Annotated in this window: 21 protein-coding genes; 8 read left to right on the forward strand and 13 right to left on the reverse strand. The window is 42.1% G+C overall.

Annotation, left to right across the window (positions count from 1 at the left end; genetic code table 11):
• Positions 1-530 precede the first annotated feature (530 nt).
• A complete protein-coding gene (locus ACO1XM_RS07935) occupies positions 531-1,715 on the reverse strand; it encodes a trans-sulfuration enzyme family protein (protein WP_486227629.1) in 1,185 nt (394 codons plus the stop codon).
• Complete coding sequence (locus ACO1XM_RS07940) at positions 1,712-2,134, reverse strand: OsmC family protein (protein WP_486227631.1); 423 nt, start codon at positions 2,132-2,134, stop codon at positions 1,712-1,714. Before ACO1XM_RS07940 ends, ACO1XM_RS07935 begins: the two co-directional genes overlap by 4 nt.
• A 428-nt stretch (positions 2,135-2,562) precedes the next feature.
• Between ACO1XM_RS07940 and ACO1XM_RS07945 the strand changes: the two genes are divergently transcribed.
• Entirely contained in the window at positions 2,563-2,847 is a 285-nt protein-coding gene (locus tag ACO1XM_RS07945; protein WP_486227633.1) for a DUF6958 family protein, read from the forward strand.
• Positions 2,848-3,161: 314 nt separating this feature from the next.
• On the opposite strand, the gene mreB is transcribed toward ACO1XM_RS07945, so the two are convergent.
• The 4 genes from mreB to ACO1XM_RS07965 all read right to left on the reverse strand — a co-directional run bounded on the left by mreB (position 3,162) and on the right by ACO1XM_RS07965 (position 8,697).
• Positions 3,162-4,190, reverse strand: a complete 1,029-nt coding sequence (gene mreB / locus ACO1XM_RS07950) for a rod shape-determining protein MreB (protein ID WP_486227635.1) — start codon at positions 4,188-4,190, stop codon at positions 3,162-3,164.
• A 90-nt stretch (positions 4,191-4,280) separates the two neighbouring features.
• Entirely contained in the window at positions 4,281-5,585 is a 1,305-nt protein-coding gene (locus ACO1XM_RS07955; RefSeq protein ID WP_486227637.1) for an amidohydrolase family protein, read from the reverse strand.
• 7 nt (positions 5,586-5,592) lie between these two features.
• Positions 5,593-6,966 (reverse strand): amidohydrolase, encoded by a 1,374-nt coding sequence (locus ACO1XM_RS07960; protein ID WP_486227639.1) that lies wholly within the window; start codon positions 6,964-6,966, stop codon positions 5,593-5,595.
• A gap of 18 nt (positions 6,967-6,984) precedes the next feature.
• Entirely contained in the window at positions 6,985-8,697 is a 1,713-nt protein-coding gene (locus tag ACO1XM_RS07965) for an amidohydrolase family protein (protein WP_486227641.1), read from the reverse strand.
• 151 nt (positions 8,698-8,848) lie between these two features.
• On the opposite strand from ACO1XM_RS07965, the gene ACO1XM_RS07970 reads away from it, so the two are divergent.
• From ACO1XM_RS07970 to ACO1XM_RS07985, 4 genes are read left to right on the forward strand one after another with little or no spacing between them, the layout of a single operon-like run.
• Positions 8,849-11,287 (forward strand): YfhO family protein, encoded by a 2,439-nt coding sequence (locus tag ACO1XM_RS07970; RefSeq protein WP_486227643.1) that lies wholly within the window; start codon positions 8,849-8,851, stop codon positions 11,285-11,287.
• A gap of 4 nt (positions 11,288-11,291) precedes the next feature.
• Complete coding sequence (gene galK, locus ACO1XM_RS07975; RefSeq protein ID WP_486227645.1) at positions 11,292-12,428, forward strand: galactokinase; 1,137 nt, start codon at positions 11,292-11,294, stop codon at positions 12,426-12,428.
• Positions 12,425-12,913: a hypothetical protein gene (locus ACO1XM_RS07980; RefSeq protein ID WP_486227647.1), complete on the forward strand. Its 489-nt coding sequence runs from the start codon at positions 12,425-12,427 to the stop codon at positions 12,911-12,913. The genes galK and ACO1XM_RS07980 overlap by 4 nt, the downstream gene beginning before the upstream one ends.
• 1 nt (position 12,914) lies before the next feature.
• Complete coding sequence (locus ACO1XM_RS07985) at positions 12,915-13,319, forward strand: DUF2721 domain-containing protein (RefSeq protein ID WP_486227649.1); 405 nt, start codon at positions 12,915-12,917, stop codon at positions 13,317-13,319.
• Here the strand turns inward: ACO1XM_RS07985 and ACO1XM_RS07990 are convergent.
• Positions 13,316-13,729, reverse strand: a complete 414-nt coding sequence (locus ACO1XM_RS07990; RefSeq protein ID WP_486227651.1) for a hypothetical protein — start codon at positions 13,727-13,729, stop codon at positions 13,316-13,318. The genes ACO1XM_RS07985 and ACO1XM_RS07990 overlap by 4 nt on opposite strands.
• Positions 13,730-13,732: 3 nt before the next feature.
• Positions 13,733-14,803 (reverse strand): PorP/SprF family type IX secretion system membrane protein, encoded by a 1,071-nt coding sequence (locus tag ACO1XM_RS07995; protein ID WP_486227653.1) that lies wholly within the window; start codon positions 14,801-14,803, stop codon positions 13,733-13,735.
• A 173-nt stretch (positions 14,804-14,976) separates the two neighbouring features.
• On the opposite strand from ACO1XM_RS07995, the gene ACO1XM_RS08000 reads away from it, so the two are divergent.
• The 3 genes from ACO1XM_RS08000 (at position 14,977) to ACO1XM_RS08010 (ending at position 21,168) form a co-directional block, all read left to right on the forward strand.
• The gene (locus tag ACO1XM_RS08000) at positions 14,977-20,184 is read left to right on the forward strand and encodes a T9SS type B sorting domain-containing protein (protein WP_486227656.1); all 5,208 of its coding nucleotides are present in this window, start codon (positions 14,977-14,979) and stop codon (positions 20,182-20,184) included.
• Positions 20,185-20,292: 108 nt separating this feature from the next.
• Entirely contained in the window at positions 20,293-20,625 is a 333-nt protein-coding gene (locus ACO1XM_RS08005) for a hypothetical protein (RefSeq protein ID WP_486227658.1), read from the forward strand.
• A complete protein-coding gene (locus ACO1XM_RS08010) occupies positions 20,626-21,168 on the forward strand; it encodes an NUDIX hydrolase (protein ID WP_486227660.1) in 543 nt (180 codons plus the stop codon).
• Between the two features lie 169 nt (positions 21,169-21,337).
• Here ACO1XM_RS08010 and ACO1XM_RS08015 read toward each other — a convergent pair whose 3' ends face one another.
• From ACO1XM_RS08015 to ACO1XM_RS08035, 5 genes are all read right to left on the reverse strand, one after another.
• Positions 21,338-21,499, reverse strand: a complete 162-nt coding sequence (locus tag ACO1XM_RS08015) for a hypothetical protein (RefSeq protein WP_160118713.1) — start codon at positions 21,497-21,499, stop codon at positions 21,338-21,340.
• Positions 21,500-21,765: 266 nt separating this feature from the next.
• On the reverse strand, positions 21,766-22,761 hold the full coding sequence (locus ACO1XM_RS08020; RefSeq protein ID WP_486227663.1) for a glycosyltransferase family 2 protein: 996 nt from the start codon (positions 22,759-22,761) through the stop codon (positions 21,766-21,768).
• On the reverse strand, positions 22,762-23,313 hold the full coding sequence (locus ACO1XM_RS08025; protein WP_486227665.1) for a DUF4199 domain-containing protein: 552 nt from the start codon (positions 23,311-23,313) through the stop codon (positions 22,762-22,764). It lies immediately after the preceding gene.
• Between the two features lie 6 nt (positions 23,314-23,319).
• Positions 23,320-23,850, reverse strand: a complete 531-nt coding sequence (locus ACO1XM_RS08030) for a DUF4199 domain-containing protein (RefSeq protein WP_486227666.1) — start codon at positions 23,848-23,850, stop codon at positions 23,320-23,322.
• Positions 23,840-25,108: a dihydroorotase gene (locus tag ACO1XM_RS08035; RefSeq protein WP_486227668.1), complete on the reverse strand. Its 1,269-nt coding sequence runs from the start codon at positions 25,106-25,108 to the stop codon at positions 23,840-23,842. Before ACO1XM_RS08035 ends, ACO1XM_RS08030 begins: the two co-directional genes overlap by 11 nt.
• Between the last annotated feature and the right edge of the window lie 83 nt (positions 25,109-25,191).

Genomic DNA, 25,191 nt, shown 5'->3' on the forward strand with positions numbered 1-25,191 from the left:
AATGACTACCAGATTAGCCATTTTAGCAGAGAATTAAAAGTGTGATAATACTTAATAAAACATAAATAAAAGGTCACCATATAATCAGGTGACCTTTTAAAATTATTCTAAAGCTGATAGATGATACCACCCCACCAACCATCACCAAGGTTAACCCAGTAAGAGGCACCACCTTCCGGGGTCATATCCCAGAAGAACATAACTAAATCGTAAACTGTCATAAAGATAAAATTTTAGGTTTATGTATGAACTCAGCTTCTGCGCAGAAAACCTTAATTGAATATAAAGCTCATAATTGCTCTTAGCAAATGGTAGTATGATACTACCTTAAAAATAAGGTGAAGATATTTTTTGATTCTCAGAAATTAAATCCAAAAGCAAACAATTAAAACCTTAAAATTAAGGTGAGGAAAATACACTTCTCGAGAAAAGTTATTAGCTAAATAATTAACTCAAGAAAAGTTTTATTAAGACAAGTGAACTAAATCACGAGTAGATTCATGTTGCCTAACCAATAAAAAAAATTCTTGCTAATCCATGCTTGCTTCAATTGCCTGCTTAACGTCTGCAATGATATCTTCAATATTTTCAAGCCCAACCGAAATCCTGATTAAACCTGGACTGATACCTACTGCGAGTCTTTCTGCATCACTCAGTTTAGAGTGTGTTGTTGAAGCGGGATGTGTAGCTATACTACGAGTATCACCGAGGTTAGCAGAATGTGATATCATTTTTAAAGCATTCAAAAACCTTCTCCCTTTGTCTATACCCCCTGCAATTTCAAAGGTAACGATCCCACCACCTAAGCGCATTTGCTTTTTAGCCAACGCATGCTGCGGATGACTAGGCAAAAAAGGATACTTTACTTTTAACACCTGTTTTTGTGTTTCCAGAAAAGTCGCCAGTTGCAAAGCATTATGGCAATGCCTGTCCATGCGTACCGCCAAGGTTTCCAAACTCTTCGACAAGATCCAGCCATTAAAAGGTGACAACGAAGGTCCAGTGTGTCTTGCAAAAAAACGAATCTCTTTAATCAATTCTTTCTTCCCTACAATGGCACCGGCAATCACGCGTCCTTGCCCATCAATATACTTGGTGGCTGAGTGTGTCACTATGTGTGCCCCCCACTTTATCGGGTTTTGCAAATAGGGTGTGGCAAAACAATTGTCGACATTTAAAATCAGGTTATGCTTTCTGGCCAGGTCACCCAACCATTGCAAGTCTAGCAGATCAAGGGCCGGATTGGAAGGTGTCTCCACAAAAATCATTTTTGTGTTAGGCTTTATTTTCGATTCCCATGAAGCGGTGTCGTCTATGTCTGCATAGGTGTGTTCTATACCAAAGCGTGGGAACAGCGTATTGAGTATCTGATGCGTTGACCCAAACACGGATCGAGAAGCCAACACATGGTCTCCTGCTTTTAACAATGCTGCCATACTGCAAAACATAGCTGCCATACCCGAGGCGGTGGCTATACCATCTTCAGCACCTTCTAATAAGCAAAGCTTCTCAATAAATTCGTTGTTATTCGGATTTGAATAACGTGTATAAATATTGCCACTTACTTCATCAGCGAAAAGTGCACGCGCATGTTCAGCATCATCAAATACAAAACTCGAGGTAAGGTAGAGCGGAACAGAGTGCTCATGATGCTGACTTCGTTCCGTTTGTGTTCTGATGGCTTTGGTTTCAAAATTTTCTTTTTGCTCGCTCATGGTATGATAATTTCAAAGCTGTAAGTAATCTTCGCTGACTTCTCTAATGTTTTGGCTACTGAACAATACTTTTCAACAGAAAGCGCCACGGCTTTCTGCACTTTATCAGCATTTAAGTTTCCGTACAATTTGAAATGTGCGTGTACCGTCTGGTAAAGAGATGGCACTGCCCCAGGTTCGCGCTCACCTTCAATAGTAATTTTTATATCGTCTAGTGGTTCGCGCTGTTTACGCAAAATCTTCACCACATCTATAGCACTGCAACCACCCATGCCCGCCAATAAAACCTGCATAGGGCCAAAACCCTTGCCTTGCCCGCCATCTTGTGGCGAGGCATCTAACTGAACAAGATTACCCCGATCATTTTTTGCCTGCATAAGAAAATCATTGTCCAGGCGTTCAAGTTCTATTTTAACCATAACTCTTCGTTAAAAAAACAAAGGTGGTGAAGGATGAGGAATAATAAAACAGCTAAAATGGGAACTTAATCATCTTCAACATTTTCTCCTCCCTCTTCCTCGGTCTGTGTCCCCACAGACCGAAATAAAATGATTAAAAATTGTAATAGCTCACCGTAGCTTCGGAAACAAGGCAATGAATAAGATTCTTAATTGATTTATACAGTTTTGATACTGGTCTGTGGGGACACAGTCCAGGGAGTGGAGATGACCAGTAGAGTTAAAAAAAAGACCCATACAATTAATGTATAGGGATGGATTTTGAAAAGTCAGGCCTTTGACAGAAATTAAATAGGTAATGGTACGGCTCGTCCCTAAGGAGACGATGCGTAAAATGAGGAAAAGACTCTGTTCAAGTTCATCACTACAACATACTTGGCACTATTTGTATGAAAGAAGAAAAAATCCTGACACTTCATCCACAAGGGAAACGGGGTGTTAATATCCTTAAACGAAGGTACGACCCTTTAAAAAAGTATATCCTTGATATTATTAAAAAAAGGAAGGAGGTAAGTTTTGATGAGCTTTGTGATCTGGCTGTAGATGATCTTAGTGAAACTTTTGATGGTAAGGTATTGTGGTATCTTGTAACTGTTAAGTTAGATCTTGAAGCACGGGGTCTTATCGAGCGAGTCCCCAAAACCAGTCCACACAGACTAAGACTGAAAAAATAAAAGTTTATACAAAATTATTCCTCCTCAGAATCTCTTGGGAAGTGGGTAGGCATGAACGTAAGGACGCTTAGAACTAAGATTAAACCATGTAAAGTAGCCTCAGGGTTTCCTTCGGGAAACTCTGAGCGGGAGTATTGATATGATACAGTTTTAATGCTGGTCTGCGGGGATACAGACCAGGGAGTAGGGATCAAATTGCCTCCTCACCCCGACACACATTCCGTCTTTCGTTCATAGCAATGACGGCACTTCATCATTAAATTATCAAATTTTCAAATCAACGAATTACCTCATCAACACATCAACGAATCAACTTAAGCTTCTATCAACACGCTTTGATATTGCTTGGGGTTACGCAAGGCTTTTGAAATACCTATACTTACTGACGTTAGCGGATTGACATCTATATGCACGGGAAGTGAAATGTTTTTCTCCAAGCGCTGCTTCAAGCCTTTCAATAATGCAGAGCCACCGGTAACGTGAATGCCGGTCTCATAAATATCAGACGCTAATTCAGGTGGACAATGTTGTAGTGTATGAATGATACCATTTTCTATTTCAGCAAATGGCTTATCGAGTACACGTACCAATTCATGGTATGTCACCTCAACACTCATCGGTATACCTTCGGCCAATGATTTTCCTTTTACCAAAATTGAAGGTGGCACCATGCCAACATCTGCGTAAACACCTCCTATACTTTTTTTCACTAATTCAGCAGTGCGTATACCAATTAATAGGTTATATTCTTTTCTGAAATAATCACGAATGGCTTCATCAAAAGTATCACCCGCTATTTTAATGGATTGAAATGCAGCAACACCTGATAAGGATATCACCACCATCTCTGTAATACCTCCACCGATATCAACAATGAACTTACCTTCCGGCTCGCGAATATTCATGTCCATACCAATAGCCGCAGCCAAAGGTTCAAACAGTAAATTCGTCTTTCTCGGATTGAATTGATCAAGCGCATCTTTAAAAGCCCTGCGCTCCACCATGGTAGTGTGAAAAGGAACACCTGTTATAATGGTATCAAAACCTCTGCTTAAAAAATTCTTACCATATACTTTGTCTACAAGGGTACGTATCATCTTACCGACTGACTGGTAATCGGCAATAACACCGCCTCGTAAAGGCTTAACTGGATGCAAAGCTTGATGGCTCTTCTCAAAAATGCAATACGCCTCCTCTCCTACTGCTTTTATCGAATGGTTTTCGTTAAAAACTATATAAGATGGTTCCGACAACAGAATCTTGTCCTTATCTGTCAGTAAAGTATTGGTGTTTCCCAAATCAATGGCAAAACTCTTAGCGCTATGTAGACCAAATGGGAGCATATAACAAAGGTGTAAAATGAATGCATTAAAAAAAAATCCGCCCGCGATCACCATGGGATGCGGGCGGATTTTATGTCGCTTGACAGGTTTTTACTTATGTGTCTTGCTCACGCCCGGATCGCGCTTGAGGAACTCATCATACAATTGTGTATGACGGCTTACCATTGGTATCTGCCAGCCATCAATAAAAACCTGTATGATATTTGTCTTGGTTTCAAAGGGATCGCCATCACAGATAAACAAATTGGCACTTTTACCAACTTCAATAGAGCCTAATTTGTCTGCCACACCCAATATCTGTGCAGGTACAATTGTTACTGCTCTCAATGCCTCTTCCTTACCCATACCATAAGCAGCTGCATAGGCCGCATGGTAAGGCAGGTTGCGCACGTTTTCAGCATTGTTAGTTCTGATGGCCACGGTTACACCTGCTTTTTTCATCAAACCTGGGTTGGCATAAGCACGGTCATAGCGATCATATTCACGGGAAGGCACAGCCTGAACGGGTCCTGTAATTACTGGAATACCGGCTTTAGCAATTTCATCTGCTACACGCCAGCCTTCTTGAACACCCGTCAGCACTACTTTCTTCACTTTCTTTTCCTTAATCCACTTCAATGCAGCCTGGATATCTTTTGAAGCATTTACTTCAATCATCAGCATTTGTTCGCCACGTACTACTGGCATAAGGGCAGCTAATTCAGGATAATAGCCTACTCCCTTACCCTTAGTTGCAGAATCTATCTTATGGTATTGGATAGCCTTATCCCAGGCTTCGTTGATTTTACCAATAGCCTTTTCGTTGGCTTTCTTAATATCCTCGTCAGATCTTCTGTCGAAGAAACCTCTGCGACCAGTGCTTGGGAAGTTAATGACGATGCCTTCAAAACCGGCATACATCTGATCAGGCGTGTAGCCATGCAGATTAATAAGGGCAGCAGTACCTGGTATTAAACCACCATCTGGTGCAGCAATTACCGTTGTAACACCACTCACACGGGTTACCGGAATCAGTGCAGAGTTAGGATTCACTGCTGTCAAGGCTTTCATCTGGGGTACAACATCGCCCACTTCTGAGTTATCAACCGTTCTGGGTACAGCACTAATCTCGATAAGACCAAGGCTAGTTCCCGCATCAATCATTCCCGGATAAATCCACTGACCTTTGCAGTCAATTACTTCTGCACCCTGTGGTACGGTAACATTAGCACCCACTGCTTCAATCTTACCATTGCTGATAACAACAGTGCCATTTTGAATAACACCCTTCGTAACTGTTTGAATGGTGGCATTGGTTAATGCGAAAGTTCCTGTTTTACCCTTTGGGCTCTGCGCCTGTATTGTCAATACAACACAAACCAATAACAAGCTTATTATATAATTGATCTTCTTCATCGCTGTATTAGTTAAGGCCAAACAATTTTACCATGTTTAATTCGGCACCTTCCAAACAGTTGTCATGGTTATGACTGTAGTTATGGAATGTTGCATTATCAACAACAGCCTTGGGATCTACATAAATTCGCTGGTCGTCTGCATCTTTCTCACGATCAAAACGCACCACGCCATCTACTACCGTAACCATAGGCACAGCGTACGATGAGAGCGGATGACCTTTGAAAATGGCGATGTCTGCTTCTTTACCAACCTCCAGTGAACCTACTCTTGTTTCAATACCTAATTGCTTGGCTGGATTGATCGTAATTAAAGCCAATGCTTCTTCATCAGTAAGTCCGCCATACTTTTGTGTTTTGGCAGCTTCATGATAGAGGTGACGAATTAATTCTTCTGAATCTGAATTGATGGAAGTTGTCACTCCATTTTTAGTTAAGATGGCTGCGTTATACGCGGTTGAATAATATACTTCGAATTTATAAGCCCACCAGTCTGCAAATACAGACGCCATCGCACCGTACTCCGCTAACTCAGGCGCTACTTTGAAGCCTTCGTTCACGTGCTGGAATACAAGCTTCTTAATACCAAAATCTTTGCATACACGTAGCAACATGTAAATTTCATCTGCTCTGTAGGAGTGGCAATGGATGATAATGTTGCCTTTTAAAATATCGGCAATCGTTTCTTTCTTCAAGTCGTAAGCCGGAGGTGTTCCTCTGAAACCTTTCTGATTCTTGGCTGCATTGTAAGCATCCCACGCAGCCATGTATTCTTTGGCTTCACTGAAAGCTTCGCGTATAACAAACTCCACACCCATGCGAGAGCGTGGCACAATGCCATTGCCTTCACCGTGTACACGTGTTGGGTTTTCACCCAGGGCAAACTTAATGGTGCGCGGTGCCCCCTCCATCTTCAACACTTCCGGATCTGTTGTACCATAGCGGTGTTTGATCGTTTCACACTGACCACCAATGGCATTGGCAGAACCATGCATGGCATGTGAGGTAGTACAACCTCCTGCCAGGGCGCGGTAGATAGAAACATCAAAAGGATCAACCGCATCGCCTGTCCAGACTTGTGCTGTATTGGGCTGCGTTGCTTCGTTAATAGCTGTTAAGGCAATGTGGGAGTGCGCATCAATAATACCTGGCATTACGTGCATACCGGTGGCATCTATTGTCTGATAACCTGCCGGAGCCACCAGGTTTTTACCAATCTGACTGATCTTACCATCTTTAATCAGTACATCTGTATTTTCCAGATTCCCTTTGGTAATGGTGAGAACGGTGCCGTTCTTAATCAACATGTTGCCGCGCTGCACCTGTGCCGTAGCCGTGGTGAGTAAAGCGCAGGCAAAAAATAAACTCAATATCTTTTTCATCGTCAATCTCATTTAAAATTAAAGACCTGGATCTTTTGTGCCTTTCATCGGGAAGCTTCCGTAAGAACCGACATTCATTGAACCATCAAAAGAAGTTCCATCTATTGTAAGATTCACTTCTATGGCCATGGTGTTGCTGCCCATTTGGAAATCAAAAGTGAAAGACAATTTGTTTCCATCTACAGTAACATTCTTGATTTCAGTTTCTTTATCAGACATGTTGCTGGTGATGCTGCCAGAATAAGTACCATCGGTACTCTTCAACTTTATTTTACCCGTGTTAGTGCCTTGCGGTGTTTCAGTAGAGTAAGACCAATTGCCTTGTACGCTTGCCTTAGCTCCGTTCTTGTCGCCTTTTTTCTCTTCTTTTACTTCAAGTTTATAAGGCTGTCCGTCAACAAATACATAGCGCACTTTAGCTTTCTCATTAAAGTATGGTTTGTCGCTGATAACGAGGTTCGCCATTTTACCATTGTCAACTGAACCCATACGGTCGCTTAATCCCAACAATTGTGCAGGTGTTGTTGTCAATGCTGCCAAGGCCTGGTCTTCAGTAAGACCTGCCTCGATCATCCTTCTAAGGTTGGCAGGAATATCTTTAGGTTTAGCGCTTAGGCTGGAAAAACCAAAAGCAATACCTGCTTTCTGAAATACCGCTGGTTGTGCTGTGTACTTGACTGTAAATTCTTCCTTGCGTTTTTCCAGCGCTTCTTTTTCAAGATCTACCAGGGACTTGGCTTTCTTATCGTCTTTTTTCTCAGCTTCTTTCTTGTCGCCCTCTTTTACTTCTTTCTTAGCTTCTGGAAGATCAAGACTTAAGAAGGTTTTAGCATTAGACGCTTTAATTTTATTGATTACATCCCAGCCTTCTTTTACATCGGCTAACATTAATGAAAAACCAAAGTCGCCTTGTAAGGTCAATACGCGTTGTATATCCAATACTTTTTCAGATTTAAACAATACGGGTTGTCTTTTATCAATTACAGGGTAAAAAGCTTCCAGTACACGATCCGTTGTAGGTCTTTCTAAACCAGCACGGTTTGATGCGTACAAGCTTTCATAATTTTTGCTCAAACTGGCTTGTCTGTATAACTCACGCCATTTAGCCATTACACCAATAACGGTAGATGGATACACACGCTGCGCAGAAGTGAGTTCTGAATAAAAAGCAGTTTTGCTTGCTACTACCATATTATCTGCAGAAGATCCGCCTAGTAAAATAATAGAACCATTACCTGGTAGCATGCCTCCGTATGGAACTACATGTGCCGTAGTGAAACCGACACTTCTTAATTCCTCTATTGATTTATCGGTAGGATTAAGCTCATTGCGCACATCGTTTTGAGGTGTGATACCGGCACGTTCGTTCGTAGGATTACCTGGATCTTTGGGTCTTTCACGGTTTGTTTCTTCTTTCGGTTTAATTACACCAACCCTTGAGAGACCATCGATAAAGCCTGCATACACATACATGCTGTCTGCTTTAATGACAATGGCTTCCGGCGGAACTGAAACAGTTTTGCCAACGGCTTTTATGATTCCGTCTTTCACTAATATGGTGCCCATATCAATTTTACGACCAGGCGCCTGAATAATATTTACGTTAGTGATGGCATAGGTTCGCGATACAGGGGCCAGCGGTTGATCGTCTTGTGCAAATACCCAAAGCGGTAGGGCAAGTGCGAAAAACAAAAACAGCCTTCCAAAACACGAAAAATTGGATTGTTTCATGAGTAAAGGTTAAGGTAAAACATCAGGTAAAAAGGAAATATGGGGGAAAGAAGTTTTTATTGCAAACTCAGTACAGGAGCGGTGCTTAATGGCTAGGAAAGGTTAAAGAAAAGGTTACAATACAAGCTCAGTTTTTATCTATTTTGCATCCATGAAAAAAATTAGATTCGCGGAACACGTACTCCCGCACGGCTTGGCCATACTTACTTTTCTTGTGGTCAGCATCTTTTTCTTTAATCCCATCTTTTTTGATGGCAAAACCCTGCAGCAGGATGATATTCAGCAATTTAAGGGAAGTGCTCAGGAAATAATTGAATACAGAGCCCGTACTGGCGAGGAAGCCTTATGGACCAACCGCATGTTTAGTGGCATGCCTGCTTACCTTGTTTCTGTTCAGTGGGGTACTGAAGCAATCGCCTATCTGAAAAGAATTGTTACTTTAAGTTTACCGCATGCAGTCAATAATATATTCGCAGCCTTCATCAGCTACTATATTTTATTGTTGGCCTTCAGGGTAAGGCCTTATCTGGCCATAGCCGGTGCCTTAGCTTTCGGCCTCTCCTCTTATATGATTATTGGTCTTGGTGCAGGGCACAATGCGCGCATCGGTGCTATTGCCTTTATGCCTTTAGTCATGGCAGGTATACATTTAGTTTTCACCAACAGGCGAATGCTCGGTTTTGGCTTAACCACTGCTGGCATGGCTTTGCACTTGCGTGAAAATCACGTTCAGATAACTTATTACCTGCTCCTGATTGTATTGGGCTACGGTATCATGCAATTGATCATTGCTATCCGCGACAAAAAAGTGCCTGCACTTTTTACGAATGTTGCCATACTTATTCCTACTGCTCTTATTGCTCTTGGCACATATTTCGGGCCACTCTGGGCTGTGCAGGAATATTCTGCTTACTCCATTCGGGGCAAATCTGAACTTGTGAGTAAACAACAGAAGGCTGGCAACACCGATGGATTGGATAAGGCCTATGCCTTTCAATACAGCAACGGTATTCTGGAACCTTTTACCCTGCTTATTCCCAATTTTTACGGTGGTGGCACAGCCGATTTTCTGGTACAAGACCCTGAGAGCAAAACCTATAAGGCCTTGATGAGTTCTGGTAATGAACAAATGGCTAACCAACTCGCCTCCTATTCGCGCGCCTATTGGGGGCCACAACCCAATACAGCTCCTTATTATGCTGGTGCTATTATCTGCCTACTTTTTGCCATCGGTATTGCATTTGCGGATAGACACTACGTTGCCTGGTTAGTCCCCATCAGCATATTGGGTGTTATGCTCAGCTGGGGAAGTAGTGTTGAAAGCTTTAACTATTTCATTTTTGATTACCTGCCAGCTTATAATAAATTCCGTTCAGTAACTTTTGCCTTACTGCTGATATTATTCGCTATGCCATTATTAGGTTTACTCGGGCTGGAAAAATTATTAACACTTACCTGGAAAGAAGCCCAAAAGAAAATACTCTGGCCTGTAGGTATTGTTGCTGGTATCTGTTTACTGCTGGGTATTACAGGCGGCTTCGGATCATTTCTGGCTGAAGGCGAAAGTCAATTGCCCGCCTGGTTTATCAAGGCTTTGCAGGATGACAGAACTTCATTACTCAGAGGAGATGCCATGCGTTCATTCTGGTTTATCGCTATTTTTAGTGCACTCGTATGGGCAACTTTAAACAAATACATTAAGCCTTATTTCCTGCCGGTTGGCCTAGTCTTACTTGTAATGATTGATATGGTTGGTGTAGATGCACGTTATCTATCAAAGGAAAAGTATGTTAGAAAAAGAGACAACTCTTTCTTTGCACCCACTGAAGCAGATAGTGAAATCCTGAAAGACAAATCCAACTACAGGGTTTATAATTTACAAGGTACCTTTAGCGAAGCCCGTACTTCTTATTTCCACCAGTCGATTGGGGGCTACCATGGTGCTAAGATGAGACGCTATCAGGATTTATACGACTCTGCATTGTTTGATGAAACCAATGTTTTCATTAATGATTTGCAGAGTGGTAATCCGCGATACGAAAACTATCAGGTGATGAATATGCTCAATGTGAAGTATGTTACGTATGGTGATCAGCGCAACAATATTATACCAAACCCTGCAGCCAACGGCCCGGCCTGGTTTGTGCAAGCTATAAAACAAGTTAATTCACCCACAGAAGAATTGGCTGCACTTAAAAATACTAACACAAAAAATGAAGCGGTACTGGATATTTCCAAATTTAAAGCACCAGCTATTGCGGCTGATTCAATGGCAAGCATAAGCATGACGAGTTACAAGCCTAACGAACTGATTTACGAAAGCAATAATACGGTAAATGGATTAGCTGTATTTTCTGAAATCTATTATGCAAAGGGCTGGAAGGCTTACATCGATAATCAGGAGGTGAAGATACTGCGCGTTAATTATGTACTGCGTGCATTGGCTATTCCTGCAGGAAAGCATGTGATTAAGTTTGAATTTAAGCCTGCGGCCTACTACACAGGTAACAAAATTACTACAGCATCTTCATGGCTTACTATTTTGATTTTGCTGGGCACTATTGGTATGAGTCTTCGTAAAAATGATTAATGCTTTGAAGAAAGTATTCGAAGAACGTTTCCAGAAGGCACCCCGTGCTTTTCAAGCACCTGGTAGAATCAATTTAATTGGTGAGCATACTGATTATAATGATGGCTTTGTTTTACCTGCCGCTATTGATAAGGCTGTTACGCTCTTCATTGCTCCTAATGCTACTAATACCTGTAACATTATCGCCCATGATCAGTCCATAGAGATATCATTTTCGGTACAAGAGCTGAAACCCAGCAATGATTGGTCTACTTATATTAAAGGTGTCATTGATGGATTCCAGCAACTGAATTGTAAGCCACAAGGTTTCGATGCAATTTTCAGTAGCGACATACCCATTGGGGCAGGCTTATCCTCTTCTGCTGCACTGAGCAGTGGTTTTGCTTTCGCGATTAATAAACTTTTTAATTTTGACTTAGATAAGTTACAACTCGCAAAAATTGCACAACAGGCTGAACATAATTTTGCAGGCGTAAAATGTGGCATCATGGATCAATATGCCAGTTTGTTTGGCAAAAATGCATCAGTAATACTGTTGGATTGTCGTTCGTTAACACATCAGTATTTTCCGCTTACACTAAAAGATCATACCCTGCTCTTGGTCGATAGTAAAGTGAAACATTCGCTAGCATCTTCGGCTTACAATAAAAGACGTGCCTCTTGTGAAGAGGCTGTTCATATCATGCAACAAGACCATCCAGAAGTCAAGAGTCTTCGTTATGTAGATCAGGAATTACTGAAAAGTTATCAGCAAAAAATTCCAGTTGAATCATATCAAAGAAGTTCCTTTATAGTCGGTGAAATTGAACGAACTCAAAGCGCAGCCGCTCTTCTACAACAAAATAACTTAAAAGCCTTTGGTGCCTGCATGTATCAAACGCACGAAGGGCTCAGTAAAGTATATGAAGTAAGTTGTGCTGAGTTGGATCTGTTGGTTGGCATTGCCAAACAACAGGAGGTGACGGGCGCCCGCATGATGGGAGGAGGCTTTGGTGGTTGCACCATCAATTTAATCGAGATAAATAAAGTAGAAGCCTTTAAAAAAGCTGTGCAAGAGATTTATCAAGATGCATTCAAAGTTACGCCTGCCTTTTACCAGGTTTCCATTAAGGATGGTGTTCATGAAATAGTAAATCCATGAGTATAAAATCAGAAAGAGGAGCATTTAACTGGAAAGCATTTCTGCTTATTATGGGGATTAGTGTATTCCTATTCGGCTCCATATATGGAACGCTTTCTTATTTTAATCCTGAAAAACCAAAAGATGTTGTTTGGTACTGGAACAGGGTGTATTGGGTTTTCTTATACCCTGCATTGCTCTCGTCATTAATGATTAACAACTTTGGTCAATCTAAATTAACAATCACAGCATTTCAAGATATTACTGACTTCAACACAAAGCTATTGGCGCGCATTGATAAATTCAAAGTGAGTCATCAAACTTTAGCGGATGGTAGCTTAGTTTTCTATCCAACATCAAGATTTAAAAAGCTATTCTCGTATTGGCTTAATGCCGAACGTATAGAAATGAAAATAGAAGAAGATAAGATAGTGTTAATAGGTCCTGTTTATCGGATTGCACAAGTTGAGGACACGCTAACCTGGAATAAAGACTTTAAAAAGTAACATGGAAATCTCGCTCAATACACCTGCCCTACTTTTTCCTGCCATTACTTTATTGATGCTGGCCTACACCAATCGCTTTTTGGCGCTGGCTACTTTAATCAGAAACCTGCACACCAAATACAAACAAATACAGGAAGAGCGCGATATTATTCGAGAGCAAATTAAAAATCTAAAGGAAAGACTGAACCTGATACGCTATATGCAAAGCTCAAGTATCTTTAGCTTTCTGTTATGCGTACTAAGTATGTTGTTTATTTACTTCCAGCATAGCAATTGGGCAGTGTTTACTTTTGGCGGCAGCTTATTTTCCTTATTACTTTCTCTTGCTTTATCACTGCGCGAAATTTCTATCAGTACGCGTGCTTTAGAAATTGAGTTGAAAAATATGGAGGAGGAAAAATCCTAAAACCTGAACGTGAATACAGGCTGCGTAAAAGTGATGCTGCGACCATCGATAGTAAATGAGGATATCTTATAAGCCCTGTTACACTCACCCTGAAAACTATCTACATCAACTGAAAATTCAAATTCTTTCAACGGGGTTGTTAAAGTAAAATCATGTTCGCCTTCCATAAAGTTTACAAGAATACCACCATTGTATTCTCCAAAAGACAATAACTCGCCTGATTCAGCATTTCTTATTTCTATTGATGCGAGTGTCAGTTGATTTGAAGTCAGCAGGTTAACATTATCAGCATCTTCAAAAATAAAATGACTTTCCACAAAAGGAGGTGGTGCATTTTCATGACAACGCTCCATGCATTCGAATGATGAAAAGAGAACAGCCATCGCTGTCCAAAGCAATAAATTCTTCATGTCTTAAAAATCAGGACAAGGAATAACCAGTTTATCGGCCGGTGGTTTGCGTGGATTGCGGAGGGGGAACGTATACACTAAACTAAATTCATGCGCACCGCCACTGCCTATACCCAACCGGGAAATGGTATAGTCAAAGCTGTAACCAATGTTAATCGCATCCTTGGCGCCCAACTGCGTAAATCCTAATAGCAATACAATAGATTCATTATTCACAAAACCATTTACTGCTTTAAAAGGTATACCCCTGTACCAGGTACCAAGCACTAAAGGCTCTAAGGTAAAATATAATCCCAAGTCAAGTTGATCGAATTGTCCCTGATGACGGTATTGAACTGCCGGTGAGATACTTCGCTCAGTATTGCGCATGTATACGCCACTGCCTTGCACTCCCGACTTTAACTTAAATTTTAAACCACCATGTACTGAATATTTAATAGGAAGCTTGCTTTCTTCATCTATGATAGACTGATTGGGTCTATTTAAATGATGTGCGGCAACACCAAGCCATGCTTTTCTTGTAAAAAATACACCGCCAGCACCCAGGTCAACAAAAAATTTACTAAAGTTCGTATTAAACTGTTCCGCTGTTGTCGGGCTGATGATGGCTCCGGTTGTCGGATCGAACTGATCACCGAAAGTCAGCTTGTCAAAATTGATATCACGCTGAAACATCGCTACCTGAAAACCAGGACGAAAGCCCAGGTTTTTACTGATCTTCATTTCGTAAGAATATTGTGCAGCAACTTGTAGGGAGCGAAGTCCCGCCAAACCCTCCACATCACGCGAAATCAGAAACCCAACACCGCTTTTCTTGTCTTCGATAAAATAGTCACCATACACAGACATGGTGGTAAAATTCGCTTCAAGCGATGGCCATTGATTTCGATAATTAAGTCCTACACGTGCTTGTCCGGTTGCACCGGCCAGGGCAGGGTTCAGGTATAATGGTGCCGCATAAAATTGCGAGAACTGCGGATCTTGCGCAGTTACTTGCAGGCTAGTAATCAGCATATAGACTGACACTAAAATTGCCTTAGCTATCGGCTTTTGGATGATTTGAATCCAGCTCATTGAAGCAAAGTAAAAGGATTAACACGGTTTAAAAAACTGTGGGCGAGTTAAAACAACTCTTTTGTCCCTCACTTAACGCAATTTTTGGTCAAATTGTATACTTTCGTTGGCTTCGGGCGTTTTAGTGTTGATGATTTAGTGCTACTCCCCTAAGTTGGGTAAGATTTGACTGTATGCGTAAACTACTTTTTGCTTTTTTTCTGCTTTTAACCTCTTTTACCTATGCTCAGGAGTTGTCCCGGCATAACTGGTATTTTGGTAATAGTACGCGCGCCATCCGTTTCGACAGATCAAGCAATGCTGCCGAGCTGATTAATAAAAATCTAAATCAGCCATTCGGTATTGGTGGTGCGGGTGTGGCTACAGATCACACTAATCGCAACCTCTTGTTTTATACAGATGGTGCCAATATTTATGATGCCAAGGGTGAGGTTATGCCCAATGGTGCAAGCCTTGGAGGAGCCTCCGTTACCAACCAGCCCGTAGCTTTATGCCCGGTACCCGGTCAGGCAAATCAGTTTTTTGTTTTTACCCGAGATGGTGGCGGCACTGTGACCATGAGTACAGTGGACATGACTCAGTTTGGCAACTCACTGTTTCCTGCTCCAGCGACTGGCGATGTGGTGACACGCAATCAACCCGTAGGCACTGGGTTAGCCAATCGTTCTGAAGCGATGTTGTTGGTCTCAAGCCCCCTCGATACTGCCTATTGGTTAATTACACATGAGGCGGCAACTTCAAACTATACGGTAAGCGAGATTAACAGTACAGGTGTTATTACCAATACCACTTTCGGTGGTTTAGGTTTTGATAGCAACCCCGCCAGTTTCTCTTATCACGCAGCCAGTGGCCGATTGGCAGTCGCACCACAAGACCCTACCTTAAATATCATTACACTTTTGTTTGACAATGAGACTGGTGCACTGACCTTCGAACGTTTTTTGTTTAACACTTCAGCTGCGGCAACAACTGAGGCTGCTGCATACGACACAGAGTTTAGTTTTAATGGACAGTTTCTCTACATATCAAGAACAGGTGATACGGGCATTGAGGCAAACTTACTTCAATATGACCTGACAAATCCATCTAATACAGTTGATACCATCACCACATTACCCGCGGGTTTATTCAGAAGCTGGGGTATACAAATGGCACCCGACAGTTCAATCTATCACTTATATCAGGCCAGTGCCGGTGGACCTTTCTTGGTGGGACGTTTATCAGATACCGACTCCGTTGCTACAGCCACTACTTACCTTCCAAATGCATTTGGCAATATTGATTTTGCTGCAAAACAATTTCCAGCCTTTGCTCCGAAAGCGCGTATTACACTAACAGTCAGTTTTATCGAGGATGGTTTATGTTCTAACAGCAACACTACCTTCTTCCCTACGGTTATACCCGGTGCCGACAGCCTCGTGTGGGATTTTGGTGATGGTAATTTTTCAAATCAATGGAGTCCTGTTCATACCTACACCGCTGGCGGAACTTTTCCTGTACGGGTACGTGCTTTTTTGAAAGGCGATACTGCATCCTTCCTAAAAGATATTTCTATTACACAGTTTGACTTAACACTTACGCTGGTGCAAGACACTACTGCCTGCGAATGTGAATTACCCATTAACAATGGAGAAGGTTCGTGCCCTGATGATACCAGTGATGACTTCTCGGTAGAAGTGCAGGTACAAGGTGGTTCGCCAACCTCAACGCAATGGTTTGGTCCGGGGGGAATTCTCACGGGACAAACTACCTCAACGCTTCGACCAGACTCGGCTGGTTACTATTATGTTGTAGTGACCGATGCGAGCGGATGTGCTGCACATGCCGGAGTAAGCATAAAGGAATATGGGCAACAAGATCAACGCGCTAACATCTGGTACTTCGGAAATCGGGCAGGTATTGATTTTAATGATGGTGCTGTTCCTATCTCCAACACCGTGATGAATGCACCAGAGGGTTGCGCCATTGTTTGTGATCAAAACGGTCAGACCATTTTCTTTACCGATGGTGTTTCCGTGTGGGATCGAGACTTTAACGAACTGGCTACGGGTATCGGTGGTGATCAGGCCGCTACGCAATCGGCTTTTATTATGCCTGTAGCAGGCGATGAAACCCTTTATTATATTTTTACTACTCAAAACATTTTTGGTACTTCTACTTTTGAGTTGCGCTATTCTCTTTATGACTTAAAAGCCAACAATGGCTCAGGCGATTTAGTACAACAAAATATTTTATTGTTTGCAAAGAGTACCGAGCGTATAACTGGTAACGACAACTGGTTAATTGCACATGAATATGGTAATAACTCTTTTCGCGCTTATAACATCAGCCCGCAAGGCATTGGTTCTCCGGTAATCTCAAGCATTGGTTCCGATCACAACCTGACCCTACAGGCCAACGGAGAAGGTTACATGAAACTGGGTGCGCATCTGGCGGTTGCACTTTCTACACCGGGTGTATCTAATGTGGTGGAGCTATTTGATTTTGATAATGCCACCGGTATTGTCAGCAACTTCAGAACCGCCAATCTGAATACCACGGCTGGCCAGGTGTACGGTGTAGAGTTTTCACCAGGGGGTAACAAATTATACGCAACGCTTAGTGGTGTTCCTTCACAGCTCTTTGAGTTTTCGATTGATTCCCTCGGCAATCCATATCTAAAAAATGCTTTTCCAACTGTACCTAATCGATTGGGTGCCATTCAAACCGGGCCAGACGGACAAATTTATGTAGCGGTGGAAGGCCAAAACTTTTTAGGCACCATTTCCCCTAATGAAGACACAACACAGGTTTCTGGTTTTGTTTTAAACAGTTTTGCCTTGCTGGGTGGAACCAACAGTCGCTTAGGCCTACCCAACTTCGCGCAAAATGTATCTACTCCGGCACAACAACCGAGCATTACAGCGACAGGTGTGTGTCTCGGAGCACCAACCGTTTTCTTAGGTACTGGTACTGATAATATTGATGAATTCAGCTGGCGCTTCTTACAATTACCCTCCAACACTTTAGTAGGTACGGGTACTGGCGATAGTACATCCTTTACCTTTACTACTGCAGGCGACTATTTAATTTCATTGCGCATTACTAACCGCTGCGGTTTGGATTCAACACTTACTGAACAGATTACCATTGTGGCGCCACCGGCAAGTCCAAGCTTTTTACAACCCGGACAAGTACCTGTATTGTGTACAGGTTCAATTGATCTGGAGGCCACACCGGCAAGCAATCCTAACCTGGCTAACCTTACTTTCTTATGGACAACCGGTGAAACTACCCGTACCATTACCGTTAGCCAGCAAAGTATTGTTGGTGTCACCATCAGCGATATTAACGGTTGTACCTCCAACGGTAGTCTATTGGTAGCCGACAACAGGCCACAGTTAGAACTTGGGCCTGACCTTACCATTTGTGAAGACACACCCATCGCTCCGCTGGATGCACAAAATCCTGGCACATCATACAATTGGACAGTAAATAATGGCAACGCAAGCACCCTTCAAACAAGGAGTGTAGACACTACAACGCCAGGTGTATTCGAATATAAGGTAGTGGTGCTTGATCCGATTACCACTTGTACTGTTGAAGACAGTGTTACTTTTACGATTAATGCAACACCTGTGTTTACAGCAACACCAACGAATGCTACAGGCTGTGCAACCGCTGATGGTGAAGTAGCCATTAGCCTCGCAGCAGCTGGTGGCAGCTACTCAGTATTCTTCACAGGCCCTCCACCCTTTCAGGCAGTAAATCAGCCGGGACCAATCAATCAAAACATTACAGGCATAGCGGCAGGTAGTTATGGTGTAACCGTAATAGATGATTTGTCTGGTTGCCAGGCAACTACTATAGTCGGCATTGCTAATGCGGCCATCACGGTTACTGCAACACAAAATGGTACTTGTGATCCTGATATCTTTCTGGACATTACGCATAACGTAGTTACCTCATTTACCTATCGCATTGTTAATGCCGCCAATACCAATGTTGATACAGGATCAGATCAGATTCGCGCTACGCCTTTTACCAGCGCTGCTGTTCCAGGCAATGATACGTATGTTGTTGAAATTACCAGAACAATTGATAATTGCGTGAGCACCTCTGCACCCATCGTGGTTAATCAAAATCCCCAGGTTACTATTGATGGTTTCACTACTAGCTGTGGACCAACCGGTCAAACAATTGTAACGGTGAGTTCCTCAGATGCCGGACCGCTCACTTTTGATTGGAGTGCCTCTGATGCAGGAAGTATTAATGGTGCTAACAATACAGCAAGCGTAACGCTCAATCCTGGTACCTGGAACCTTGTGGTTGAAGTAGACAATGCAACGCTGTGCCCGGTAAGTGGTCCTTTTACTGCTACTGCTGTTGCACCTTTTACAGCTACCTTGGCGCAAACCGATCCTTGTCTCAATCAGGTAAATCTAAACGCAAGCCCTGTCGGCAATTTTACTTACCTATGGACACGAACACCAGCACCTGATCCTGTGGGTGGACAAAGTCTTCCCTTAACAACGGCTGATGATAATGCAACGTATGGTGTAACCGTAAGAAGCACCATTTCAGGTTGTACCAATACTTCGGCACCGCTACAAGTCAATGTTGTGGGTGAATTTAGCGTTACGCTTTCATCAACGCCTCCTTGCGAAGGCACGCCATTTACTTTGTCTGCAGCAACTACACAAGTAGCAGATGGTTTCAGCTGGACATTCAATGGCAGTACCATTACCGGAGCATCTAATGCAACCCTGCAAGACACACGCGATGGTTTGTACGAAGTAACTGTAAACCGTGATGTTTGTAGCGCTGAAGAATCTATTGCCATTGAGAATGCACCCACCACCGCTGGGCTCTTGCTTGATCTTGCTTTGATTTGCAACGACCCGGCTAATGGCGACCCTGAAACCAGTACAGTTTTATTGAATCCAGGCAATGGGTTTAGTTCATTAGAATGGTTTAAAGATGGCGTATCTCTTAATGTTTTTGATCCAACGTATACCGCCACTGAACCTGGAATTTATTCTGTTGATCTTATCAATAATTTCGGATGCCCAAGCTCAGACAGAACCACCATTGTATTTGAATGTGAACCCAGAATTGTAGCACCTACAGCTTTCAGACCAGGCAGCAGTAATGATCAGACTAATAACTTTTACGTCTTCCCATTCTTTATTGCTGAAGAAGGCTTTCAGGTATTTATTTTTAACCGTTGGGGTGAGATGGTCTATCAATCTACCGACCTGAATTTCCGCTGGAATGGTGGTTATAAAAATGGCGCAACCTTACCGGCCGGAACCTATACCTATGTGGTAAAATACAAGAGTAGTTTCAGACCGGAAGATGGCACTCGTGAACAAAGAGGCGGTGTGGTGTTGGTGCGGTAGAAGATTCGATGCTCGAATCTCGAGGCACGAGGCTAGATGTTAGATGCTGGAAACCAGAAGCAAAATATAAGAGCTAAACTGATTGAATATAGAATAAACAGACAGATTATGAAAACGACCTTACTACTCCTCGCATTTTTACTTGGTGGTTCGCAAATTGTAAAAACACAAATGCATATTACCGTTCGTAACGAACTGGGTAATACTGAAGCTGGTGTTAGTGTAACTTTGTATGCCAACGAAGTGGATTATGAAAAAGAACAAAACCCTGTACAAAGCGGTACTACCGATGAAAAGGGTATTGTGAAATTTAAGGAACTTAATGCCCAGGAATATTTTGTACTCGCCAAGAAAGGAGATGCGAATAATTTTGGTGGCGGTGAAAAAACAGGAGCCCTGGTTGCCAACCGAATCAACAAAGTAAATATTATCATCCAATAGATGACAGACCGAAAATCGCTGATACATGCACTAGAACAGTATCAGACAAGTTATAAGGAAGAGATGGAATTCGTCTCTTCCTTTCTTTTTCTACTCGAACATGAGGATGCTTATCAGCGCACCCACTTACCTGGGCACATAACGGGCTCTGCCTGGATTGTGGACAGCAACCGTGAGTTTGTGTTGTTAACACACCACGCCAAACTAAACAAGTGGCTGCAACCGGGTGGTCATGCGGATGGTGATGAGCATGTACTGAATGTTGCTTTGCGCGAGGCAGAAGAAGAAACAGGTGTAAAGCATTTTAAATTATTGCAGCCCCGTATTTTCGATATCGACATCCACCCAATTCCTGCCAGAAAAGATTTTGGCGCACACGATCATTACGATGTGCGTTTTTTATTGGAGGCTGATATGAAGGATGTCTTGGTTATTACAGAAGAGTCGCATGATTTGGCATGGGTGCCGCTAAAAGACCTGTCGAAGTATAACGACAGTGCTTCCCTGCAACGCATGGTCGAGAAGGTGAGGTTTAATGGCTAATAGAATAATTTCAAATTTCACATTTAAAATTTCAAATTAATCCGCACATCAACGAATCAGCTCATCAGCTAATCAATCAGATTGCTTCGTCATGCCAACACACCCAAGCCTAATTCCTCGCAATGATGGAACTCGAATTTGAAATTTGAAATTCTAAAAGAAGAATAAATTATTTCGAAGCGATCAGCACAGTAGAAAAAGCGATCACTACCATCCAGAAAGTATAAGCACTCAGTGCAGGTATGCTGACATAACCCAGCTTCATTACAACAGCCAGCAATACAAATATTACAGCAATGGCTTTAAGTACAGATCTTGTTTTATTACTCATGGTATTAAACTTTTAGTAAAGATAAAAAATCTGTATATCAATTTAGAATCTTATACGATTTGATCGTTACAAACAAAAAGAAACAAGCTGCAAAAATTTAGATTGCTTCTCTCCTACCTCCCTGGCATGACGAACTTCTTAATTTTCAAATCTTCAAATTCTCAAATCAATCATCCCATCAACGAATCAGCACATCGACACATCAGCACATCAATTTTAGATTGCTTCTTAACTCAAGCGCACCTTCAAGCCTTCACATTCTCTTGTCATGCAACAGTCTTCTCTCTTTCTTGTTCTATGCCTACTTTTTCAATCACCAGATAATCACGTTTGGATTGTGATTGCATAGTAAACATTTCTGCCAAAAATCCGGTAACAAATAATTGAACGCCAATGATCACTGCCACTAAGGCCAGATAGAAAATAGGTTGATCTGCGATGTCACGCTTCATGGGCATTTTAGCGATGTACAATGAATACATCTTATCCCAGAAAATTTTAACGGTCAAAACAAAACCTATGAGAAAAGAAACCGTTCCCCAGGTTCCGAAAAAGTGCATGGGCTTCTGCCTGAATTTACTCACAAAAGTAATGGAGAGTAAATCAAGAAAGCCGTTGATAAAACGCTCTAGTCCAAATTTAGTATAACCGTATTTACGTGCCCTGTGCTCTACTACTTTTTCAGTAATGCGAGTAAAGCCAGCCCATTTAGCAATAACCGGAATGTAGCGGTGCATTTCACCGTATACACTTATATTTTTTACAACCGTTTTATCATACGCTTTTAAACCACAGTTAAAATCGTGCAGCTTAATACCTGATATACGACTGGTTACACCATTAAAGAACTTTGATGGAATGGTTTTAGAAAGGGGATCGTTCCGCTTTTTCTTCCAGCCAGAAACCAGGTGAAATTTTTGTTCCTTAATCATGCGGTACAAATCCGGTATTTCATCCGGGCTGTCCTGCAAGTCAGCATCCATGGTAATCACCACCTCACCTTGTGCTAATCTAAAGCCTGTTTGTAAGGCAGCAGACTTGCCAAAGTTTCTGTTAAAGCGTATGCCTTTAATGCTGCTGTTAATTTTATTGGCCGCCACAATCTGGTCCCAGGTACCATCGCTGCTGCCATCGTCAATTAAAAAAACTTCATAAGAAAAGCCGTGTGTTTGCATCACACGGCTTATCCAGGAACATAATTCGGGTATAGACTCTTCTTCGTCTTTTGCCGGAATAATTACAGATATCTGCAGATTCGTCATTTAGAATGTTTCGGGCTCCTTTTTCTTCGCGATAGCACCGCTAATTAATGCAAAGATAGCACATCCGATTAAAGCAAAACCATAACCCATCGCTAAACCACCTACGGTATAACGCTTAGCTGTGTCTTCCTGTGTTTTCGCCATGGCTTCGTCTAATTGATCTCCAGTCATACCGAATCCTTCCATCATTTTTTCTGCATTCTCAACAGCTACTGCTGTAATTTTTGCAGGCAATTCAGGATCGATAACAGTATATAAAAGAATGTTGAAGATGGTAGAAATCAAGGCAGAAACTGCAAAAACAACAAAACCATGCTGGAAAGCCTTACCAAAGCTTAGGTAGCCACCAATTTCATTGCGGTAGTTGATACCTGCATAAATACCGTAGCCTAGATAAATGGCCATTGACAAAAAGCCAAAAGACATAGAAGCCAGCAAAGTGTAGTCAATGGCATACGCTGCCAGGGTTAACACCACACTGATAACACCAAGAATAATTGCATGTTTACCAGCATGATTCATGAAAGATGAGGTTGCATTTTCGTTTTCCATAGGGGTTTACTGTTTAGGTTGTTTTCTTAAAATAATTGTAATGATAAGACTAATGAAAAAGCCAATCAACAGACTCTGTCTGAAATATAGCTTGGCCATTCCGAACGCATTAGTATGCGAAACCTCCTCTAAATTACGTTCAAAATTATCTTTTCCTACACGTTCTATATCTTCGGTCGGTATGGTGCGGGCTTGCTCGATAAAAAGACTGACAAATTCAGTAATAAAAGAGCCTTTGGCCGTTGCCAAAAGCCAAATAAATAAGGCGCTGAGCACAGCAAACGACAATAAAAACACATAACTGGCAATCATTCCCTGAAAGAAATACAAGGTCCCCTGCTGGTATTGATCCCGGTACTCCTTTAATGAGAAAAAGATAAATAATCCAAAAAGGAAGATGCGGAAATCAGCATACATCGGAATTAAAAAAGGGTGCTTGCCCACATAAAATAATACTACGACAAGCGCAAAAGCAATAATTGAGGCTATTACTCCATAGCGTAATGGAACCTTTGTCAGGGGGGTATTAATCTTCATCCTTGTCTATCCAGGATTTATTATTATTAAAAACGGCTACGGCCTTACCCTTTAGTTTGGAATTAAACCAAGGTGAGTTTTTTGCTTTTGATTGATTTGTTTTGTCATCCAACACCCAGCTTCTTTCCGGATCGAATAGGGTAAGGTTAGCTTTGGCTTCAGGTTCAATCAAAGGCTGTTCTAAATTCAATAATCTGCGTGGTGTGGTTGTGATTTTTTCAATCAAATGCTCCCACGCTACCTCTTCTGCTAAGGTAGTTAAGTTACTTCCTGTTGTTTGCAAGCTGATGATACCGAAATCTGCCAGATCAAATTCAAGCTGTTTGCTTTCTTCATCTTGTGGCAGGTGGCCTGAACAAATTACATCGATGGTGCCGTCCTTCAAACCTTTAAGCAAAGCCTCGTTATCTGCGCGTTCGCGCAAAGGAGGATTTACTTTGTAATGGGTATCGAAGCCTTTTAATTGTTCGTCAGTTAACAGGGCCTGATAGGAAGCAATGTCGCAGGAGAGTTGCAATTTCTTTTTTGCATTACGCAGCATGTCTATTGATTTACCTGTCGAAACTTTTGAGAAATGTAAGCGGCCGCCTGCATAGGCCAGTAACTCCAGGTTTCTGCTGATGGCAATCTCTTCGGCAATGCGCGGCATACCTTTCATGCCTAGCAAGGTACTTTGCAAACCTTCATGCATCTGGCCAAACATGTTCAGCCATTGGTCTTCGGCATGATCAACCAACAGTCCGTCAAATTTTTGTAAATATTGAAGTGCCTTATAAAAAACGTCCGTATGCCAGATCGGTTTTAAACCATCGGTAAATGCAATCGCACCTGCTTCGTGCAGGTCTATCATTTCAGTAAGCTCTTCGCCTTTCGTATTTTTTGTAACAGCTGCCATGGCATGAAACTGCACCAGACGGCTGTCGTTATTGCGTGTAATGTAACTGATTTCGTTTTTGCTTTGTACTACCGGTTGTGTGTTGGGTAGCAGAGCCAGGGTAGTAAAACCTCCGGCAATGGCTGTTTTGTTAAGACTCTCCAGATCTTCTTTGTGCTCCAACCCAGGATCGCCAACAAAAGTACCCAAATCAACCCAACCCGCAGAAAGCAACATGCCTTCGGCTTTGATAACACGATCAGCACTGTAATTTTTATCTCCTATTTCCTGTATGCGCCCGTTTTGTATTAATACGTTTTTCTCCTTGTTATGAAAAGGCGAACCCTTTTGCAGGATCCGGGGCGATTGGAGTAGTATCTTCATGTGTTCATTATGTTTTTAGGCGCCACATGCCTGAATGCCTCTGGTGGCATTTCTTAAGCAATACAAAGAAAAGAAATATCCCG

This window comes from Chryseotalea sp., assembly GCF_057350905.1.

Excerpts from the sequence above, each read along its gene's own strand:
- ACO1XM_RS07935 (WP_486227629.1), bottom strand. The coding sequence starts at position 1,715 with ATGAGCGAGCAAAAAGAAAATTTTGAAACCAAAGCCATCAGAACACAA.
- ACO1XM_RS07940 (WP_486227631.1), bottom strand. The coding sequence starts at position 2,134 with ATGGTTAAAATAGAACTTGAACGCCTGGACAATGATTTTCTTATGCAG.
- ACO1XM_RS07945 (WP_486227633.1), top strand. The coding sequence starts at position 2,563 with ATGAAAGAAGAAAAAATCCTGACACTTCATCCACAAGGGAAACGGGGT.
- mreB (WP_486227635.1), bottom strand. The coding sequence starts at position 4,190 with ATGCTCCCATTTGGTCTACATAGCGCTAAGAGTTTTGCCATTGATTTG.
- ACO1XM_RS07955 (WP_486227637.1), bottom strand. The coding sequence starts at position 5,585 with ATGAAGAAGATCAATTATATAATAAGCTTGTTATTGGTTTGTGTTGTA.
- ACO1XM_RS07960 (WP_486227639.1), bottom strand. The coding sequence starts at position 6,966 with ATGAAAAAGATATTGAGTTTATTTTTTGCCTGCGCTTTACTCACCACG.
- ACO1XM_RS07965 (WP_486227641.1), bottom strand. The coding sequence starts at position 8,697 with ATGAAACAATCCAATTTTTCGTGTTTTGGAAGGCTGTTTTTGTTTTTC.
- ACO1XM_RS07970 (WP_486227643.1), top strand. The coding sequence starts at position 8,849 with ATGAAAAAAATTAGATTCGCGGAACACGTACTCCCGCACGGCTTGGCC.
- ACO1XM_RS07980 (WP_486227647.1), top strand. The coding sequence starts at position 12,425 with ATGAGTATAAAATCAGAAAGAGGAGCATTTAACTGGAAAGCATTTCTG.
- ACO1XM_RS07985 (WP_486227649.1), top strand. The coding sequence starts at position 12,915 with ATGGAAATCTCGCTCAATACACCTGCCCTACTTTTTCCTGCCATTACT.
- ACO1XM_RS07990 (WP_486227651.1), bottom strand. The coding sequence starts at position 13,729 with ATGAAGAATTTATTGCTTTGGACAGCGATGGCTGTTCTCTTTTCATCA.
- ACO1XM_RS07995 (WP_486227653.1), bottom strand. The coding sequence starts at position 14,803 with ATGAGCTGGATTCAAATCATCCAAAAGCCGATAGCTAAGGCAATTTTA.
- ACO1XM_RS08000 (WP_486227656.1), top strand. The coding sequence starts at position 14,977 with ATGCGTAAACTACTTTTTGCTTTTTTTCTGCTTTTAACCTCTTTTACC.
- ACO1XM_RS08005 (WP_486227658.1), top strand. The coding sequence starts at position 20,293 with ATGAAAACGACCTTACTACTCCTCGCATTTTTACTTGGTGGTTCGCAA.
- ACO1XM_RS08010 (WP_486227660.1), top strand. The coding sequence starts at position 20,626 with ATGACAGACCGAAAATCGCTGATACATGCACTAGAACAGTATCAGACA.
- ACO1XM_RS08015 (WP_160118713.1), bottom strand. The coding sequence starts at position 21,499 with ATGAGTAATAAAACAAGATCTGTACTTAAAGCCATTGCTGTAATATTT.
- ACO1XM_RS08020 (WP_486227663.1), bottom strand. The coding sequence starts at position 22,761 with ATGACGAATCTGCAGATATCTGTAATTATTCCGGCAAAAGACGAAGAA.
- ACO1XM_RS08025 (WP_486227665.1), bottom strand. The coding sequence starts at position 23,313 with ATGGAAAACGAAAATGCAACCTCATCTTTCATGAATCATGCTGGTAAA.
- ACO1XM_RS08030 (WP_486227666.1), bottom strand. The coding sequence starts at position 23,850 with ATGAAGATTAATACCCCCCTGACAAAGGTTCCATTACGCTATGGAGTA.
- ACO1XM_RS08035 (WP_486227668.1), bottom strand. The coding sequence starts at position 25,108 with ATGAAGATACTACTCCAATCGCCCCGGATCCTGCAAAAGGGTTCGCCT.